This is a genomic window from Aeromonas sp. QDB39 (assembly GCF_027707585.1).
Lineage (GTDB): Bacteria > Pseudomonadota > Gammaproteobacteria > Enterobacterales > Aeromonadaceae > Aeromonas > Aeromonas hydrophila.
The window spans coordinates 137,257-151,890 of the sequence record NZ_JAPCIV010000004.1 but is presented as its reverse complement, the minus strand read 5'-3'; the positions used below and the strand labels follow the sequence as shown (position 1 = coordinate 151,890).

Genomic DNA, 14,634 nt, shown 5'->3' with positions numbered 1-14,634 from the left:
CATCTTCTTATTGCAGCAAGAATTTATCGTTTTTCAATAAAAAACGGTTGAATAAATATCGAAAAACGATAAACATCTGGCTGTGTTTATTGATAAACAATAATTCGGTGCTGCGCGTGGCCCACCCTTTCACTCCAAGAGGTAAGCGATGAAACACAACAAGCTCGAACGCATGAGCAATCTGATCGAATGGATCCTGCTGTTCGCCCTGCTGGCCACCCCGCTCATGACGATCATGGGAGTCTGGTCCCAACTGCTCGGCGGCAGCGACTACCTGCAGCAGGAGCTGATCGACGCACTGGCGGTGCAAGACAGTTCGGTGCTCAACCATGTCCCCCTGACCATGGCACAGCCGGCGCTGGCCAGCACCGCCCCCTCGATTGCCGACTACCCCCTCAGCCTGGGCACCCGCCTGCTGGGCACCCTGGTGATGCTGCTGCCGGATCTGGTGTTCATGCTGATGCTGTGGCAGCTGCTCCAGCTGTTTCGCGGCTATCGGCAGGCCATGCTGTTCACCTTCAGCCAGATCCGCCGCTACCAGTTGATCGGCCTGCTGCTCTGTGTCAGTTTCGTCACCAAAATCATCACCACCCCGCTGCTGGACCTAGTGCTCACCCTGCCGGGCCCCGAGCTGCACGGCCAGATAAAAATAGGTTCATCGGACTTCCAGTTGCTGCTGGCCGGGCTGATCGTATCGGCGCTGGCGCTGGTGATGCGCGAGGCCAAGCGGCTGGCCGATGAACAACAACTGACGGTGTGAGGAACCCATGCCCATCATCATCCGACTCGATGCCCTGCTGGCCGAACGCAAAATGACTGCCCGTGAGCTGGCCCTGCGGGTCAACATCACCGAGGCCAACCTCTCCATCCTGAAAAACGGCCATGCCAAGGCGGTTCGCTTCTCCACCCTGGAGGCGATCTGCCGCGAACTGGGCTGCCAGCCCGGAGATCTGCTGGCCTTTGAGCAGGAGTCCTGAGCCAGCCGTCACCATGCAACAAGGGGAGCCTAGGCTCCCCTTGTTCGTTGCTGATCAATGTGGTTGCTGACCGGATAGGGCCCATCAGGCGGCCTTCAGCTCGCCCTCCCGCAGGCGCAGCACGAACACCGGCAGCACCACCAGCACCATCAGGAAGAAGATGCAGCCCCCCAGCGGTTCGAACAGCAGGCCGCACAGGGTCATCAGGGCGGCCACCGTCATGCCGAGCCCCAACGCCGCATAGAGCGCCTGGGTCGGGATCAACTGCTCGGCCGGCAGCTGGCGGGTCATGAAGCGCACGGCGCCGAGGTGACTGACGCAGAAGGTGACCGCATGCAGCAGCTGACCCGCCACCAGCACCAGCAGCTCGGTGGAGGCACCGAGCAGGATCCAGCGCACCACGCAGCCCAGCGCCCCCACCAGAAACAGGGTCTGGGCGCCGAAGCGGTTGAGAAAGCGCTTGTCGGCGGCAAACATCCCGATCTCCGCCACCACCCCCAGCGCCCACAGATAACCTATGGTGGTGCCGCTGTAACCCGCCGCCTTCCAGTGCATGGCGCTAAAGCCGTAGTAGGCGGCGTGGCTGCCCTGCAGCAGGGCCGAGATCAGCAGGAAGCGGCGCACCTGGGGGGATTTGAGGGTATCGAGCAGGGAGGCCTTGGCCCGTTCGCCCTGAATGTCCTGCGGCGCCGGGTGCAGCGGCAGCCAGCTCAGCAGCAGCATCAGCAGCAGCCCGGCCACCATGGTGTGCAGTATCCAGTCGCTGCCAAAATTCCCCACCAGCGCCCCCACCAGGGTCGAGGCGACGATGAAGGCGAACGAGCCGCACAGCCGCACCTTGCCGTAGTCGAGGTGCGCCTGCACCACCATGCGGGTGGCCAGCGCCTCCCCCACCGGCATCAGGGTCGGGTAGATGAAGTTCGCCACCAGGGTCAGCCCCACCAGCCACCAGAGGTTGTGGCTGAGGTAAAAGCCGAGGAAGGCCAGCAGACTGAGCAGGCAGAGCAGGCGGGTGACCGGCAGCAGGTGCCCCGCCCCCTTGATCTGCCCCATCACCATCAGATTGCCGGCAAAGCGGATCGCCATGCCCGCGCCGAGCAGCAGGCCGATCATCTCGGCGCTGACCCCGATCCCCTCCAGCCAGAGCGACCAGAACGGCAGATAGGCACCGTAGACGAAGTAGAAAGCGCCAAAAAACAGGGCTAACCAAGAGAAGGCGGGCATAGATCCTCGACACTGAGAAACGGGGGCACAAATGATAACCGATTTGTCGGTGGGGATCCTGCGATCCCGGGTGGGACGCCGCGCAGATAATAATGAAAAACATCAATAAAATTGAACTATTGCCACAAGGCCGGTGTCTATTGAGTAACACCTCCTCCTGGTTAGTGTTGCAATCCTTCCACCCGCCTTCGGCGGGTTTCTTTTTGGCCGCCTTTTTGTCCGCCATCGGGGGCCCGGTCCCCGCCATGAAAAAGGGGCCCGCAGGCCCCTTGTCGTGGTGTGCATTCATCAGAACACGTACTTGACCCGTGCACTCAGGTTGCGACCCGGCTCGGTCTGGCGGCTGGTGCTGGCACTGGCGCTCTGACCGGTGATGCTCTCGTAGTTGACGTACTCCTTGTCGAACAAGTTGAAGACGCCCACGTTGAACTGCAGATCCTGCACCGGCTTGAACTGGGCATAGATGTCCACCACGCCCCAGCCCGCGCTCTTGATGTTGTCGTTGCCCTTGGCATCCTTGCCCACCTTGCTCATGTCGTCGGCAAAGCGCAGGGCGGTGTTGATGTTCCAGTTGGGCTGCTCCAGTCGAACACCCAGGGTCCCCTTGAGCGGGCTCAGGCTGTTGATGTAGTTGCCGTCGCCATCCTTGCCCTCGATGTAGGAGAGGTTGCCCCAGACGTTGACCAGATCGTTCAGCCAGTAGTCCGCCTTGGCCTCGGCCCCCTTGGTGGTCGCCTTGTCCAGGTTCTGATACTGATACAGCGCGGTGCGGCCCTCGGTGCCAACCCCGGCCAGTTCGATGAAGTCTTCGAACTTGTTGTAGAAGGTGGCCACTTCATAGCTGAAGCCGCCGGCACTGCCGCGCACACCCAGATCGATGCCGTCGCTGCTCTCGGGCTTGAGGTTCGGGTTGGGCTCGATGCGATAGCCGTATGCCTGGTGGTTCAGGGTGGAGAACGCGTTGTCATACATGGGGGTCTTGTAGCCGTGGCTGTACTGGGCGAACAGGTTGGCCGCCTCGTGCGCCTTGAACACCAGCCCCAGCTTGGGCGAGAACTCCCCTTCGGAGAAGCGCTTGAGGTTCTCGCCGGTGTAGGCGGGATCCTGATCCGGGTTCATCCGGTAGTAGTCGTAGCGGGCACCCGGCGTCAGCACCCAGCGCTCGCCGAATTTCAGCTCGTCGAACGCCCACAAGGCGCCGTGCTCGGTGGTGGTGGAGGGGAAGCTCAGCTCGTTGTAGCCGACGAAATCCCCCGGCACGGTCGGCGCCTTGAAGCGGGTCCGCTCGTTGTCGGTGTGCTCATACTCCAGGCCCCAGGCCAGCCGCTGGCTCGCCAGCGCCTTGCTGAACTTCAGCTGGGCACCCAGGCTCTTCTGCTCGAAACCGTTGTTGTCCAGCGAGTTCTTAGTCACATAGGGGTTGGTCGGCCGCACCGGATATTTGGAAGAGGCGTACTGATCCATGGTCTGCTTGGTGCGGGCGTAGTAGAGCTTGCTGTCGATGCGATCGACCCAGGGCGCGTTCAGGGCGATGCCGTGATCCAGCACCAGCGACAGGTTGTCGGTCTCCTTGTCGGTGATCGGCTGGTTGAAGACCGAGCCCGCCTTGGTGAGGTCGACGGCATCGGGGTCCTGTCCCTCGTTGAAGTAGTCGACGGTCAGCTTGAGGAACTGGGCATCGCTCAGGTTCCACTGGCTCTTGAACAGCACGGCCTGGCTGACGATGTCGAACTCGTTCTTGTCGCCGTCGTAGTTCTGGGTCACCCCGCCGTCACGCCAGGTGTAGCGCAGCAGGTTCTCGAACGCGCCGGCGCGCAGGGCCCCGGTGACGCCGGCCATCTTCTGGTGGCTGCTGGAGGCATAACCGGTGGTGGCATCCAGGTAGCTGTCGCGACCCTTGAGGAAATCAGCCGCATCCTTGGTGGTGATGGCGATGACGCCGCCCAGTGCATCGGAGCCGTAGGCCGCCGAGGCGGGTCCCTTGACCACCTCGACCTGCTTGATCATGTCGGTGTCGAAATAGCTCTGGCCCACGCCGCCGTTCTTGTAGGCATCGTTCTGGCGCACGCCGTCACGCACTATCTTGACCCGGTTCTCGCCCATGCCGCGAATGACGAAGGTCTGGGCATCGCCGGCACCGCCGAGGGCGGTGACGCCCGGCTCGTAACGGAACAGGTCGGCGACGTTGCTCACCACCTGCTCTTCAATCTGTTCGGCGGTGATGACCGAGATGGGGCCGGAGACATCCTCCAGTTTCTGCTCCATCCGAGAGCCACTGACCACCATGACTTCATCTGCTTTCTTGTCCGCCGCAAAAACCGGGGAAGCGAGGCCAGCCGCCACGGCAAGGGCGACCAGCGATAGGGTGTTGTTATGGGCCACTGCAAATCCTTATTGAGAACTGTTATCAAACAGCTGGCATCTTACCCACCTCTCAACAAAGATCAATAATAAACGGAATCATTCTCATTTTCTTTTGTCATAATTCGGTTCTACACTATGCCCCTCTGTTTTCCCGCCCGCCATGCTGCCATTGTATGGTGCAGGCACCTCATCGCTGCGAGACATCCATGACCCGACTACTGCCCCTGTTCACCCTGCCCCTGCTGCTGGCCGCCTGTGCCACGACGGCCCCCGTCAACGATGCCGGCACCCTCTATCACTATCAGCTCAAGGCTACCCAGGGGGAGGCGCTGACCCTCGAGCAGGCCCTGGCCCGGGTGGTGGATGCCGACATAGTGCTGGTGGGCGAGCTGCACACCCACCCGGCGGTGCACCTGCTACAGGCCAGAATGCTGGCGGGCCTGGCCGCAGACGGTCGCCCTCTGGTGCTCTCCATGGAGCAGTTCAGCCGCGCCGATCAGCCGGTGCTGGATGCCTACCTGGCCGGTCGCATCGGCGAGGCGGCGCTCATTCGTGACGGCAACGCCTGGCCCAACTACCAGAGCGACTATCGCCCGCTGGTGGAGTTCGCCAAGGCGCACCACCTGCCGGTCATCGCCGCCAATGCGCCCAAACCGCTGGTGAGCTGTGTCGGCCAGGAGGGGCCGGCCTGGCTGGATCAGCTGCCCGCCAGCCGTCGCAGCCAGCTGGCCCGCACCCTCACCCTCGGCGATGACCCCTATCGCCAGAAGTTCATGGCCTCGCTCCATCATGGCGATGCCGACAGCAACGCCCGCCGCTTTGCCGCCCAGACCAGCTGGGACGACACCATGGCCGAGAGCATGGTGGATTACCTGCGCAGCCACCCGGGCCAACGCATCATGCACATCGCCGGCAACTTCCACGTAGAGGGCGGGCTGGGGCTCGCCAGCCGTATCGCCAGCCGCAACCCGGATCTCAAGGTGGCGCTGGTCGTGCCGGAGCTGACGGCGCCGCAAGCGGGTGACGGTCAAGCTGCGGCTGGCCGGGTTGCCGACGTGCGGGTCGGCATCGCCCCCCTGCCGGAACGCTGGCTAAATGCCGATGAAATGAAGCAAGATATGGGCGCACTGCATCAATCCCGCAGTCGTGACTGCAGCCAGTGGCTGCAACCCTGACCTTGCGTCTGAGGAGCCCAGTGGCTGCCACCCTGACAAACATTTGCCCAAGGATTTCATATGGATGTGTTACTGGTCATCGACATGCAACAGGGGCTGTTCACCCAGCCTCGCCATCAGGACAGCCAGGTCATCGCCAATATCAATCGATTGGCCGAGCGCGTGCGGGCAGAACAGGGTCGTGTCATCTATGTGCAGCACGATGCCCCCGGTTCCGAAGTGGATCCCGCCAGTCCGGGCTGGCAGCTGCACGCCGATCTCGCCCCACAGGGGCATGACAGCCGGGTACGCAAGACCGCCTGCGACAGCTTCCTCGACACCGAGCTCGGTTTCCTGCTGGCGGAACAGGCGGTGGACAGGCTGCTCATCTGCGGCTGTGCCACCGACTTTTGCGTTGACACCACCTTGCGCAGCGCCGCCGCTCGCGGCTTCGAGGTGGTGGCGGTGACCGACGCCCATACCACGGCGGACAGGCCCCACCTGAGCGCGGAGCAGATCATCGAACACCACCACTGGATGTGGCGTCACCTCAGCCTGCCAAAAGGCAGAAGCGTGACCCTGCTCACGACGGATGCGCTGCTCGGCGCCACCCAACCCGAGCCGGCATGTTAATCTGCCCGCTCTGAAGCGATCACCCGATTGGAGTCTTGTGTGCGTCTACTCTCTGCCGTTGCTTTCACGCTGCTGTTACCGGCAATCACCGCCTGCTCCGGCCTGCCGGGGCGCCAGCCGGATGGCCCGGCCCCCCTGTTCAGGACCCACATCAATGAGGAGGGGAGCAAGCGCTTCACCTTCGAAGCCGCCCCGCTCGATACCCTGCCCACCCGCCTGCAGGACGATGACGGCAGCCGCCTGAGTCGCAGCAAGAGCCTGCTGGAGCGGCGTGAAGCGCTGCAGGATGCCCAGCTCACCCAGGCGCTGGCCGAGCGCAAGTACTGCCGCGAAGGCTACATAGTGCTCAGCCAGACCTCCTGGAAGATCCGGGGTGAGTGCAATGAGACCGCCACCCGGGCCGACCGCGACGCCTTCCCCAACAAGGCCTCCTGGCAGGACTGAGCAGCGCCGGCCATAAAAAAACGGGCAGCCCCAGGGCTGCCCGTTTTGTCATGTTGGTGATCGCGTGGATCAGACCGGCGCATCGGCCGGGCTGGTCAGCTCGGCGCCGTTGTCGACGCGCTTGTGCCCTTCCACCAGGTGGACGAAATCCACCAGCTCGTCGCCGGAGACCCGGAACGCCTGGCCGAAGCCCTTGACGAACAACCCCTGCTCGGGCTTGAGGCGAAACAGCACGAAGTCCTTGAGGTTGGAGAGCCCCTTGACTATCTCGCCGAAGCGCCCTTCCAGCGCAGCAATGGCCTTCTCCCAGCGCACGTCGTCGCGGGCCACCACTTCGGCCACCGCATCGAAGGTCAGGCGCTTGCGGGCAAACAGTTCGCGGGCCCCGTTCTCGTCCTCGATCAGCATCAGCGACACCTTGGGCACCTGTTGCAGGTTGCGGGCGTGGCGGGCGATCTCGGAGATGAGCACATAGTAGCCATCCTCCTGCAGCACGAAGGGGGCATAGCTGGCATTGGGGTTGCCTTCACTGTCCACCGTCGCCAGCTGCAGGGTGCGGCAACCGTCGCGGAACTCGCGGATCTCCGGTTGCAGGCGGTTCTGCAGACGCTCCTGACGTTCACTCATGCTTTGACTTCCTCTTGATACTGGTGGCGCAGGGCCATGAAGCGTTCCACCTGGGCCGGCAGCAGCTGACGCTGCTCGTCACGCCCCAGATAGACCTTGAAAATGCAGCGACCGCTGTGGCCGAAAAACTGGAAGGAGTGCCCCTCCTTGCCCATGAACAGCTTGCTGACCAGGGCGATGCCGACCACGTTGTCGAGCTTGAGGTGGCCGTGCATCTCGCCGTCGCGCCCCATCAGGTTGTAGTAGCCGCGGGCGCTTTTGCCACGGGGGAAGGGGGCCTTCACCTCAAAAATGGAGCCGTCGGACTCGACGATGGTGGTCACCTGGCCCCAGTCGGCCAGATCCGCCAGCAGGGCTTCGGCCTGTTCGGCGGGCACCAGGGTGACCAGCTCGGCCGGCAAGTGGCGTACCACCTCCCATTCGCTGACGGCCAGCTCGGCGGCGATGGTGGATGGGTGAGCGCTGGGATCTTGTTCCAGCAGCCCATGAATGCGTTGTGCAATGCTCATCGGTTCTCCCTTGGGGTGCCTGCGGCATCCCTGTTCTGTCATGGCGGATACTGTAATGAAGGCCCCAAACCAATGCAATTGATAATCGCTTTCATTCTCAGTGCATTTTTTTCGACGGCTTGATATTCTCGGCGGCAACCCAACTTCATTCACCCTTCGGAGGTTAGCATGGGCCGTCGTTTTGCCCTCGCACTCAGCCTGCTCGGCTGCTCAGCCCTGTCCCTGCCCGTTCTGGCGCAGGAACGTATCGTCAGCATAGGCCCGGCCACCACGGAACTCATTCTGGCACTGGGCGGTGAGCAGAGCCTCATCGCCACCGACATCAGCAGCCCAGAGCCGAAAAACCTGCCACGGGTCGGCTATCACCGCGCCCTTGCCGCCGAAGGGATCCTGAGCCTGGCGCCGACCCGGCTGGTCGGCAGCGACGAGATGGGGCCACCGCCCGCCCTGGAGCAGTTGCGCCGGGCCGGGGTCGAGGTGGACGTGCTGCCCACCGCCCCCACCCTCGCCAACCTCAACCAGCGCATCGATACCCTGGCCGCCCTGCTCAAGGATCCGGCCGCCGGCTCCCGCCTGAAGGCCGAGATCCAGACCCAGAGCGAGCAGCTGGCCGCCCAGGCGAAGCAGAACGAACCGCTCAAGGTGGTCTTCCTGCTGCTGCACAAGGGCCAGCCCACCAGCATCGCCGGCGGCAACACCACCGCCAGCGCCCTGCTCACCCTGGCCGGCGGCGTCAACCCGGTGGCCCAGCTGAGCGACTACAAGCCCGTCTCCACCGAATCCCTGATCGAGCTGCAGCCCGATCTGGTGCTGGTGAGCGGCCGCGACTGGCAGCAGTATCAGGATCCCGAAACCGTGCTGAGCCAGGTGCCCGCCCTTTCCGCCACCCCGGCCGGCAAGAACAGGGCCATCCACGCCATCGACGGTCACGCCCTGCAAGGGGGGCTCAGCCTTACCTCGCTGCAGCAGGCCAGCCAGATCGCCAAGTGGATCAAGCTGGGTTCATGATGCGTCTGCCACTGCCCTGGCTGCTGTGCCTCACCGGCGGCGCACTGGCGCTGCTGCTGGTCGGATCCTTGGCGACCGGCCCCATGGCCCTCTCTTTTGGCGAGAGCCTGCGCGCCCTGTTCGCCGGCCAAGGGAGCGGGATTGAGGCCCACAAGCTGCTGATCGTGCAGGAGATCCGCCTGCCGCGTACCCTGCTTTGCATCGCGGTGGGGGGGATTCTCGGCCTCTGCGGCGCCGTAATGCAGGGGCTGTTTCGCAACCCCCTGGCCGACCCCGGCATCATCGGGGTCTCCGGCGGGGCGGCGCTCGGTGCGGCGCTGGCCATCGTGCTGCTGGCCCCCCTCGGTCAGCAGTGGCAGAGCCTGCTCGGCATCGGCCTGCTGCCCCTGCTCGCCTTTCTCGGCGGAGCCCTGACCACCACCCTGGTCTATCTGCTCGGCACCCGGGAGGGGGGCACCTCGGTCACCGTCATGCTGCTGGCCGGGGTGGCCGTCACCGCGCTGTCCGGTGCCGTGATCGGCCTGCTCACCTATCTCGCCGACGATCAGATGCTGCGCAACCTGAGCCTGTGGCAGATGGGATCGCTGGCGGCGGGCAAGCCGGTGGACGTGGCGCTGGCGCTGCTGACCCTGGTAGCCCTGCTCATTCTGTTCTTGCGCGATGCCAACCCCCTCAACGCCCTGCTGCTGGGTGAAGGGGAGGCCCGCCACCTCGGCATCCAGGTGCAGTCCCTCAAGCGGCGGCTGATCCTGCTCACCGCAGCCGGGGTCGGCGTGGCGGTGGCAGTGGCCGGCATGATCGGTTTCGTCGGCCTGGTGGTGCCTCACCTGGTGCGGCTGCTGGCCGGCCCCAACCATGTCCGGCTGCTGCCGCTCTCCGCCCTGCTCGGGGCCGCCCTGCTGCTGGGCGCCGACATGCTGGCCCGCACCCTGCTGGCGCCGGCCGAGATGCCGGTCGGCATCATCACCGCCCTGCTGGGCGCCCCCTTCTTCATCTGGCTGCTGGTCAAGAGCCGCCGGACGCTTTAACCGGAGGACTCCTCTTGTCTGCTTCATCGACCCTGCTGCACTGTCGCCAGCTCAGCCTCAGCCGGGGCGGCCGCCCCATACTGGACAGGCTCGACCTCAGCATGCAGGCGGGCAGCCTCACCGCCCTGCTCGGCCCCAACGGCGCCGGCAAGAGCTCGCTGCTCAAATGCCTCACCGGCGAGCTGGAACATCAGGGGGAGATCCGCCTGTTTGGCAGGGAGCGGCAGGAGTGGGCCGGCACCGAGCTGGCCCATCGGGTCGGGGTGCTGCCGCAGAGCTCGTCCCTGAACTTCCCCTTCCTGTGCGAGGAGGTGGTGGCCATGGGCCGGCTGCCCCACAGCGAACCGGCCAGCCGGCGCGACCAGATAGTCCGGGCCGCCATGACCCATGCCGGGGTCGATCACCTGGCAGGCCGCCTCTATCCCGGCCTCTCCGGCGGGGAGCGCCAGCGGGTGCAGTTCGCCCGGGTGCTGGCCCAGATCTGGCAGGCACCGGACGAACCGCAGCAAGCGCGGCTGCTGCTGCTCGACGAACCCACCTCGGCGCTCGATCTCAAGTACCAGCACCAGCTGCTCACCATGGCGCGCGCCCTCGCCGCCCGCCATACCGCCGTGCTGGTGGTGCTGCACGATCTCAATCTGGCGGCCCGTTACGCCGACCGGCTGGTGATGCTGGAACAGGGCAGAGTGATGGCAGACGGTACCCCGCGCGAGGTGCTGACGCCTGATCTCATCGACCGGCTCTACGACTACCCGGCCCAGGTGATCCTCCACCCCGAAAGCGGACTGCCCATGGTGGTGTGATTCGGTGATGGCCGTGCGGCAGATAGCAACAGAGCGCCATCAGGCGCTCTGTTTGTTTGCAAGGCGGGCAGGCTTATCACCCACCAAGAAGCCTCATATGATTCCTTTCTCGTCAAGCGATCTGATAACGGCCCGGCTTGTGGTTGAGTGTCAACACCAGGTTACAGATGATGGCCGCCACCACCGAGAGCGCCAGGATCCAGGGCTGCACCACGAAGCAGGAGGCGATGACGATAGTGCAATCCAGCCCCATTTGCAGCTTGCCGGCGCGGATGCCGAACCGATCCTGAATAAACAGCGCCAGGATGTTGAAGCCGCCCAGGCTCGATTTGTGGCGGAACATGATGAGCAGCCCCATGCCGATCAGGGTACCGCCGATCAGCGCCGCGTAGACCGGCTCAATCTTGCCGATTTGCAGCACGGCGTTGAGGTGATCCGTCATGAAGGAGACCGCCGCCACCGAGACGAAGGTGTTGAGGGTGAAGCGCGGCCCCATCCTGAACCAGGCCAGGGCATAGAAGGGCAGGTTCATGCCGAAGAACAGCAGGCCGAAGCTCAGCCCCGTCACCTGCTGCAGCAGCAGCGCCAGCCCGGCGGTGCCGCCGGTGAGCAGACCGACCTGATGAAACAGAAAGATGCCGAGGGAGACGAAGCCGGCCGCGGTCAGCAGGGCGATGACGTCTTCATAGAGGGGGTGCGCAGTCCGAACGGAGTGCGCCGAGCCAGGGGTGTTGTCCATAACCGGTATCCAATAGCGAAGTGAAAGAGTGTCTGTTGCCCGTCTGGCGGGCGCGAGCCCTGTCCGCAGGGCTTCGTTATGGGGTTCAGTCTATTTTTTGCGACCATGATCACAATAGTCGCCGCCCACGCCCCGTTTTGGTGCCTGTCATTCTCCATTGACAGCCGCTGCACCAAGATGCAGCATGCCGCGCCTGAACCGCGCCGACGCAGGCGGTTTGCCATGGCACAGACGCGCCGGCTCTGCTACAAAGCGCGCAACCCCCTTTTCCCATCACCGTCAGGAGCCCCATGATCTGCACAGGACCCCAATCATGAAGTATCTGGTCACCGGCGCCGCCGGCTTTATCGGTTTTCACGTGGCCAGACGGCTGTGCGAGGCGGGCCATCAGGTGGTGGGGCTGGACAACCTCAACGACTACTACGAGGTGAGCCTCAAGGAGGCCCGCCTGGCGATGCTGACCCCCTTCCCCCATTTTCGCTTCGTGCAAGGCGAGCTGGCGGACCAGGCCGGCATGGCCACCCTGTTTGCCGAGGGGCGGTTCGAGCGGGTGATCCACCTGGGCGCCCAGGCGGGAGTGCGCCACTCGCTGGAAAACCCGTTTGCCTACAGCGAGAGCAACCTCACCGGCATGCTGACGGTGCTGGAGGGGTGCCGCCAGCACGGCATCCGGCATCTGATCTACGCCTCCTCCAGCTCGGTCTACGGCATGGGCGAGCAGCTGCCGTTCAGTGCCGATCAGCAGGTGGACCACCCGGTCTCCCTCTATGCCGCCACCAAGAAGAGCGGCGAGCTGATGGCCCACGCCTACTCGGCGCTCTACGGCCTGCCCACCACGGGGCTGCGCTTTTTCACCGTCTACGGCCCCTGGGGCCGGCCCGACATGGCCATCGCCAAGTTCACCCGCGCCATCCTGGCGGGCGAGCCCATCGACGTCTACAACCAGGGCGATCTCAGCCGCGACTTCACCTTCATCGACGACATCGTCGAGGGGATCCTGGCCGTCGCCGAGCTGCCGCCCCGCCCCAACCCTCACTGGCACGCCGGCGAGCAGAGTCCGGCCGAGAGCGCCGCGCCTTACCGCATCCTCAACATCGGCCATGGCCAGCCGGTGCGGCTGCTCGACTTCATCGAGGCGCTGGAACAGGCGCTGGACAAGCCCGCCATCAAGCGGATGCTGCCGATGCAGGCGGGCGACATGCACGCCACCTGGGCTGACAGCGAGCCCCTCCACACCCTCACCGGCCTGCGCCCCGCCACCTCCATCAAGGAAGGGGTCGCCGCGTTCGTGCGCTGGTATCTCGACTACTACCAGCCCGCCCGCTGACCCATTCAGGCACGGCGTGCCTGCCGAGCGGGCACCAGCACCATGACCGCCATGGTCAGCAGCACGCCGAGCACGCCCCAGCCCACCTGCCGCCAGATCACCTCCTCCCCGCTCAGCATGCCGGTCAACAGCACCAGTACCGGGATCAGGTAGGTGTAGGCCGAGACCTGCTCCGGCTGCAGCACCACGCTCCCCTGCTGGAACAAAAAGAAGCTGAGCGCCGTGGCAAACAGCGCCAGATAGGCAAGGCCGAGCCAGAGCGGCAGCGACACCTGCTGCCAGTCGGTTGTCAGCAGCCGCGGCGCCGCCACCAGGGTGAGCAGCAGGGTAGCGCAGATCAGGGTCCAGCAGGTGAGGTGGGCAAACGACTCGCCCCGGTAGTAGCGCTTCACCAGTATGGGGTTGAGCGCCATCCCCACGCAGCCGAACAGATAGATGCGGTTGCTGGGGGTGAGGCTCAGGCTCGCCAGCTGGCTCAGCTCACCGCGAAAGATGATGAGAGCGGCCGCCACCATGCCCCCCAGCAGGGCGAACGCCATCGACCAGCCGATGCGGCGCTGCAGCACAAGCATGCTGGCCAGCGCGCTGATGAGGGGCACCGTGGTGTAGAGTGCGCTGGCATCGAGGGCGCTGGTCTCCTGCAGCGCCACGAACATGGCGACGAAGTAGCAGAGGGCAGGCAGCGAGATGAGGGTATAACGCCCCAGATCCCGCAGCGAAGGCAGCACCAGACGGCGCTGGCAAGCCAGCAGAATCACGAAGGTGAGCGCCGCCAGCAGGTAGCGCGCCCAGGTGACCACCAGCGGGTCCAGCACCGCGGTGAGGGCACTGCCGATGGGGAAGGAGAGGCTGATGAGCAGGGTGAACAGCAGCACCTTGCCGTGGGCCTGCACAAAATGAAAACGGGGATGGGACATGGCATGCACCTGTGCAAAGGGGCGCCCCGCCGGGCGCCGCACTGGATGGGAATGATTCAATAACTGCCGTCGGCAGCAACCGGCTTCTTGCCCTCGATAGTGGCCAGCAACTGGCCAAGCAGGCTGGAGGCGCCAAAGCGAAAGCGCTCGGCAACCAGCCACTCATCGCCAAAGAGTGCGGCCGCCATGGCCAGATACTCCCCCGCCTCCTGCGCGCTTTTCACCCCGCCTGCCGCCTTGAAGCCCACCCGGTGCTGCGCACCGCACTCGGCGATGGCCGCCAGCATGGTGCGGCACGCCGCTGGGGTGGCATTGACCGGCACCTTGCCGGTGGAGGTCTTGATGAAGTCGGCCCCCTCCTCGATGGCAAGCAGGGAGGCGGCGCGGATAAGCGCGGGCTCCTGCAGCTCGCCGGATTCGATGATCACCTTGAGCAGCCGCGTCCCACACAACGCCTTGCAGCCGCGCACCAGCGCCCGGGCGGGTGCCTCGTCCCCCGCCTTGAGCGCACGCCAGGGGATCACCAGATCGATCTCGTCGGCACCATCGAGAAGGGCTGCGCGGGTCTCGGCCAGCACGCTGGTCAGCTCATCGTCTCCATGGGGGAAGTTGACCACGGTGGCGACCTTGATTTCGGGGGTGCCCTGCGCCGCCAGGGTGAGCCTGGCCAGCCCCACGAAGCGCGGATAGATGCAGACCGCGGCCGTGTTGCCGACCGGGGTCTGCGCCTGGTGACAGAGGGCGATGATGCGCGCGTCGTGGTCATCGTCGTTGAGGCTGGTGAGATCCATCAGGCGGATGGCCCGGCTGGCGGCCTCGGTGGCAGCGCAGGCTGGTGAAAAAGCAGTATCTGGAATCATGGAAGGCTCCTGTCAGGATA

General features: G+C 64.7%; 16 protein-coding genes. 9 read left to right on the top strand and 7 right to left on the bottom strand.

Features of this window, described 5'->3' with window-relative positions; genetic code table 11:
- The first annotated feature begins 148 nt into the window (after positions 1–148).
- Both PG899_RS03850 and PG899_RS03845 read left to right on the top strand, forming a co-directional pair.
- A complete protein-coding gene (locus PG899_RS03850; protein ID WP_077095354.1) occupies positions 149–760 on the top strand; it encodes a DUF2975 domain-containing protein in 612 nt (203 codons plus the stop codon).
- A gap of 7 nt (positions 761–767) precedes the next feature.
- Positions 768–977: a helix-turn-helix domain-containing protein gene (locus PG899_RS03845; RefSeq protein ID WP_011704909.1), complete on the top strand. Its 210-nt coding sequence runs from the start codon at positions 768–770 to the stop codon at positions 975–977.
- An 84-nt stretch (positions 978–1,061) separates the two neighbouring features.
- On the opposite strand, the gene PG899_RS03840 is transcribed toward PG899_RS03845, so the two are convergent.
- Both PG899_RS03840 and PG899_RS03835 read right to left on the bottom strand, forming a co-directional pair.
- On the bottom strand, positions 1,062–2,201 hold the full coding sequence (locus tag PG899_RS03840) for a 3-phenylpropionate MFS transporter (RefSeq protein ID WP_077095355.1): 1,140 nt from the start codon (positions 2,199–2,201) through the stop codon (positions 1,062–1,064).
- A 288-nt stretch (positions 2,202–2,489) separates the two neighbouring features.
- A complete protein-coding gene (locus tag PG899_RS03835; protein ID WP_049047707.1) occupies positions 2,490–4,583 on the bottom strand; it encodes a TonB-dependent hemoglobin/transferrin/lactoferrin family receptor in 2,094 nt (697 codons plus the stop codon).
- A gap of 188 nt (positions 4,584–4,771) precedes the next feature.
- On the opposite strand from PG899_RS03835, the gene PG899_RS03830 reads away from it, so the two are divergent.
- The 3 genes from PG899_RS03830 to PG899_RS03820 are packed head-to-tail and all read left to right on the top strand — an operon-like array spanning position 4,772 to position 6,796.
- Positions 4,772–5,740, top strand: a complete 969-nt coding sequence (locus tag PG899_RS03830; protein WP_077095357.1) for a ChaN family lipoprotein — start codon at positions 4,772–4,774, stop codon at positions 5,738–5,740.
- 60 nt (positions 5,741–5,800) lie between these two features.
- Positions 5,801–6,352, top strand: a complete 552-nt coding sequence (locus tag PG899_RS03825) for a cysteine hydrolase family protein (protein ID WP_077095358.1) — start codon at positions 5,801–5,803, stop codon at positions 6,350–6,352.
- A 39-nt stretch (positions 6,353–6,391) separates the two neighbouring features.
- Positions 6,392–6,796 carry a lipoprotein gene (locus tag PG899_RS03820; RefSeq protein WP_010634919.1) on the top strand — a complete coding sequence of 135 codons (405 nt, stop codon included), beginning with the start codon at positions 6,392–6,394 and terminating at the stop codon, positions 6,794–6,796.
- Positions 6,797–6,865: 69 nt separating this feature from the next.
- Here the strand turns inward: PG899_RS03820 and hutZ are convergent, their stop codons facing one another.
- Entirely contained in the window at positions 6,866–7,423 is a 558-nt protein-coding gene (gene hutZ / locus PG899_RS03815) for a heme utilization protein HutZ (protein ID WP_010634920.1), read from the bottom strand.
- Positions 7,420–7,932: a heme utilization cystosolic carrier protein HutX gene (gene hutX, locus PG899_RS03810; protein WP_011704903.1), complete on the bottom strand. Its 513-nt coding sequence runs from the start codon at positions 7,930–7,932 to the stop codon at positions 7,420–7,422. The genes hutZ and hutX overlap by 4 nt, the downstream gene beginning before the upstream one ends.
- Before the next feature lie 168 nt (positions 7,933–8,100).
- On the opposite strand from hutX, the gene PG899_RS03805 reads away from it, so the two are divergent.
- Genes PG899_RS03805 through PG899_RS03795 form a run of 3 tightly spaced genes read left to right on the top strand, consistent with a single transcriptional unit; the run spans position 8,101 to position 10,771 of the window.
- The gene (locus PG899_RS03805; RefSeq protein WP_077095428.1) at positions 8,101–8,940 is read left to right on the top strand and encodes a heme/hemin ABC transporter substrate-binding protein; all 840 of its coding nucleotides are present in this window, start codon (positions 8,101–8,103) and stop codon (positions 8,938–8,940) included.
- Positions 8,937–9,968 (top strand): FecCD family ABC transporter permease, encoded by a 1,032-nt coding sequence (locus PG899_RS03800; RefSeq protein ID WP_017410332.1) that lies wholly within the window; start codon positions 8,937–8,939, stop codon positions 9,966–9,968. The genes PG899_RS03805 and PG899_RS03800 overlap by 4 nt, the downstream gene beginning before the upstream one ends.
- A 14-nt stretch (positions 9,969–9,982) precedes the next feature.
- Positions 9,983–10,771, top strand: a complete 789-nt coding sequence (locus PG899_RS03795; RefSeq protein WP_077095427.1) for a heme ABC transporter ATP-binding protein — start codon at positions 9,983–9,985, stop codon at positions 10,769–10,771.
- A 112-nt stretch (positions 10,772–10,883) separates the two neighbouring features.
- On the opposite strand, the gene PG899_RS03790 is transcribed toward PG899_RS03795, so the two are convergent.
- A complete protein-coding gene (locus PG899_RS03790; protein WP_043159627.1) occupies positions 10,884–11,510 on the bottom strand; it encodes a YitT family protein in 627 nt (208 codons plus the stop codon).
- A gap of 313 nt (positions 11,511–11,823) precedes the next feature.
- Here PG899_RS03790 and PG899_RS03785 point away from each other — a divergent pair, with 313 nt between their 5' ends.
- Positions 11,824–12,837 (top strand): NAD-dependent epimerase, encoded by a 1,014-nt coding sequence (locus PG899_RS03785; RefSeq protein ID WP_077095426.1) that lies wholly within the window; start codon positions 11,824–11,826, stop codon positions 12,835–12,837.
- Positions 12,838–12,842: 5 nt separating this feature from the next.
- Here PG899_RS03785 and PG899_RS03780 read toward each other — a convergent pair whose 3' ends face one another.
- Both PG899_RS03780 and deoC read right to left on the bottom strand, forming a co-directional pair.
- Positions 12,843–13,754: a DMT family transporter gene (locus PG899_RS03780; RefSeq protein WP_077095425.1), complete on the bottom strand. Its 912-nt coding sequence runs from the start codon at positions 13,752–13,754 to the stop codon at positions 12,843–12,845.
- Positions 13,755–13,810: 56 nt separating this feature from the next.
- Positions 13,811–14,614 carry a deoxyribose-phosphate aldolase gene (deoC, locus tag PG899_RS03775; RefSeq protein ID WP_077095424.1) on the bottom strand — a complete coding sequence of 268 codons (804 nt, stop codon included), beginning with the start codon at positions 14,612–14,614 and terminating at the stop codon, positions 13,811–13,813.
- Positions 14,615–14,634 lie beyond the last annotated feature (20 nt).

Excerpts from the sequence above, each read along its gene's own strand:
- PG899_RS03850 (WP_077095354.1), top strand. The coding sequence starts at position 149 with ATGAAACACAACAAGCTCGAACGCATGAGCAATCTGATCGAATGGATC.
- PG899_RS03845 (WP_011704909.1), top strand. The coding sequence starts at position 768 with ATGCCCATCATCATCCGACTCGATGCCCTGCTGGCCGAACGCAAAATG.
- PG899_RS03840 (WP_077095355.1), bottom strand. The coding sequence starts at position 2,201 with ATGCCCGCCTTCTCTTGGTTAGCCCTGTTTTTTGGCGCTTTCTACTTC.
- PG899_RS03830 (WP_077095357.1), top strand. The coding sequence starts at position 4,772 with ATGACCCGACTACTGCCCCTGTTCACCCTGCCCCTGCTGCTGGCCGCC.
- PG899_RS03825 (WP_077095358.1), top strand. The coding sequence starts at position 5,801 with ATGGATGTGTTACTGGTCATCGACATGCAACAGGGGCTGTTCACCCAG.
- hutZ (WP_010634920.1), bottom strand. The coding sequence starts at position 7,423 with ATGAGTGAACGTCAGGAGCGTCTGCAGAACCGCCTGCAACCGGAGATC.
- hutX (WP_011704903.1), bottom strand. The coding sequence starts at position 7,932 with ATGAGCATTGCACAACGCATTCATGGGCTGCTGGAACAAGATCCCAGC.
- PG899_RS03805 (WP_077095428.1), top strand. The coding sequence starts at position 8,101 with ATGGGCCGTCGTTTTGCCCTCGCACTCAGCCTGCTCGGCTGCTCAGCC.
- PG899_RS03800 (WP_017410332.1), top strand. The coding sequence starts at position 8,937 with ATGATGCGTCTGCCACTGCCCTGGCTGCTGTGCCTCACCGGCGGCGCA.
- PG899_RS03790 (WP_043159627.1), bottom strand. The coding sequence starts at position 11,510 with ATGGACAACACCCCTGGCTCGGCGCACTCCGTTCGGACTGCGCACCCC.
- PG899_RS03785 (WP_077095426.1), top strand. The coding sequence starts at position 11,824 with ATGAAGTATCTGGTCACCGGCGCCGCCGGCTTTATCGGTTTTCACGTG.
- PG899_RS03780 (WP_077095425.1), bottom strand. The coding sequence starts at position 13,754 with ATGTCCCATCCCCGTTTTCATTTTGTGCAGGCCCACGGCAAGGTGCTG.
- deoC (WP_077095424.1), bottom strand. The coding sequence starts at position 14,614 with ATGATTCCAGATACTGCTTTTTCACCAGCCTGCGCTGCCACCGAGGCC.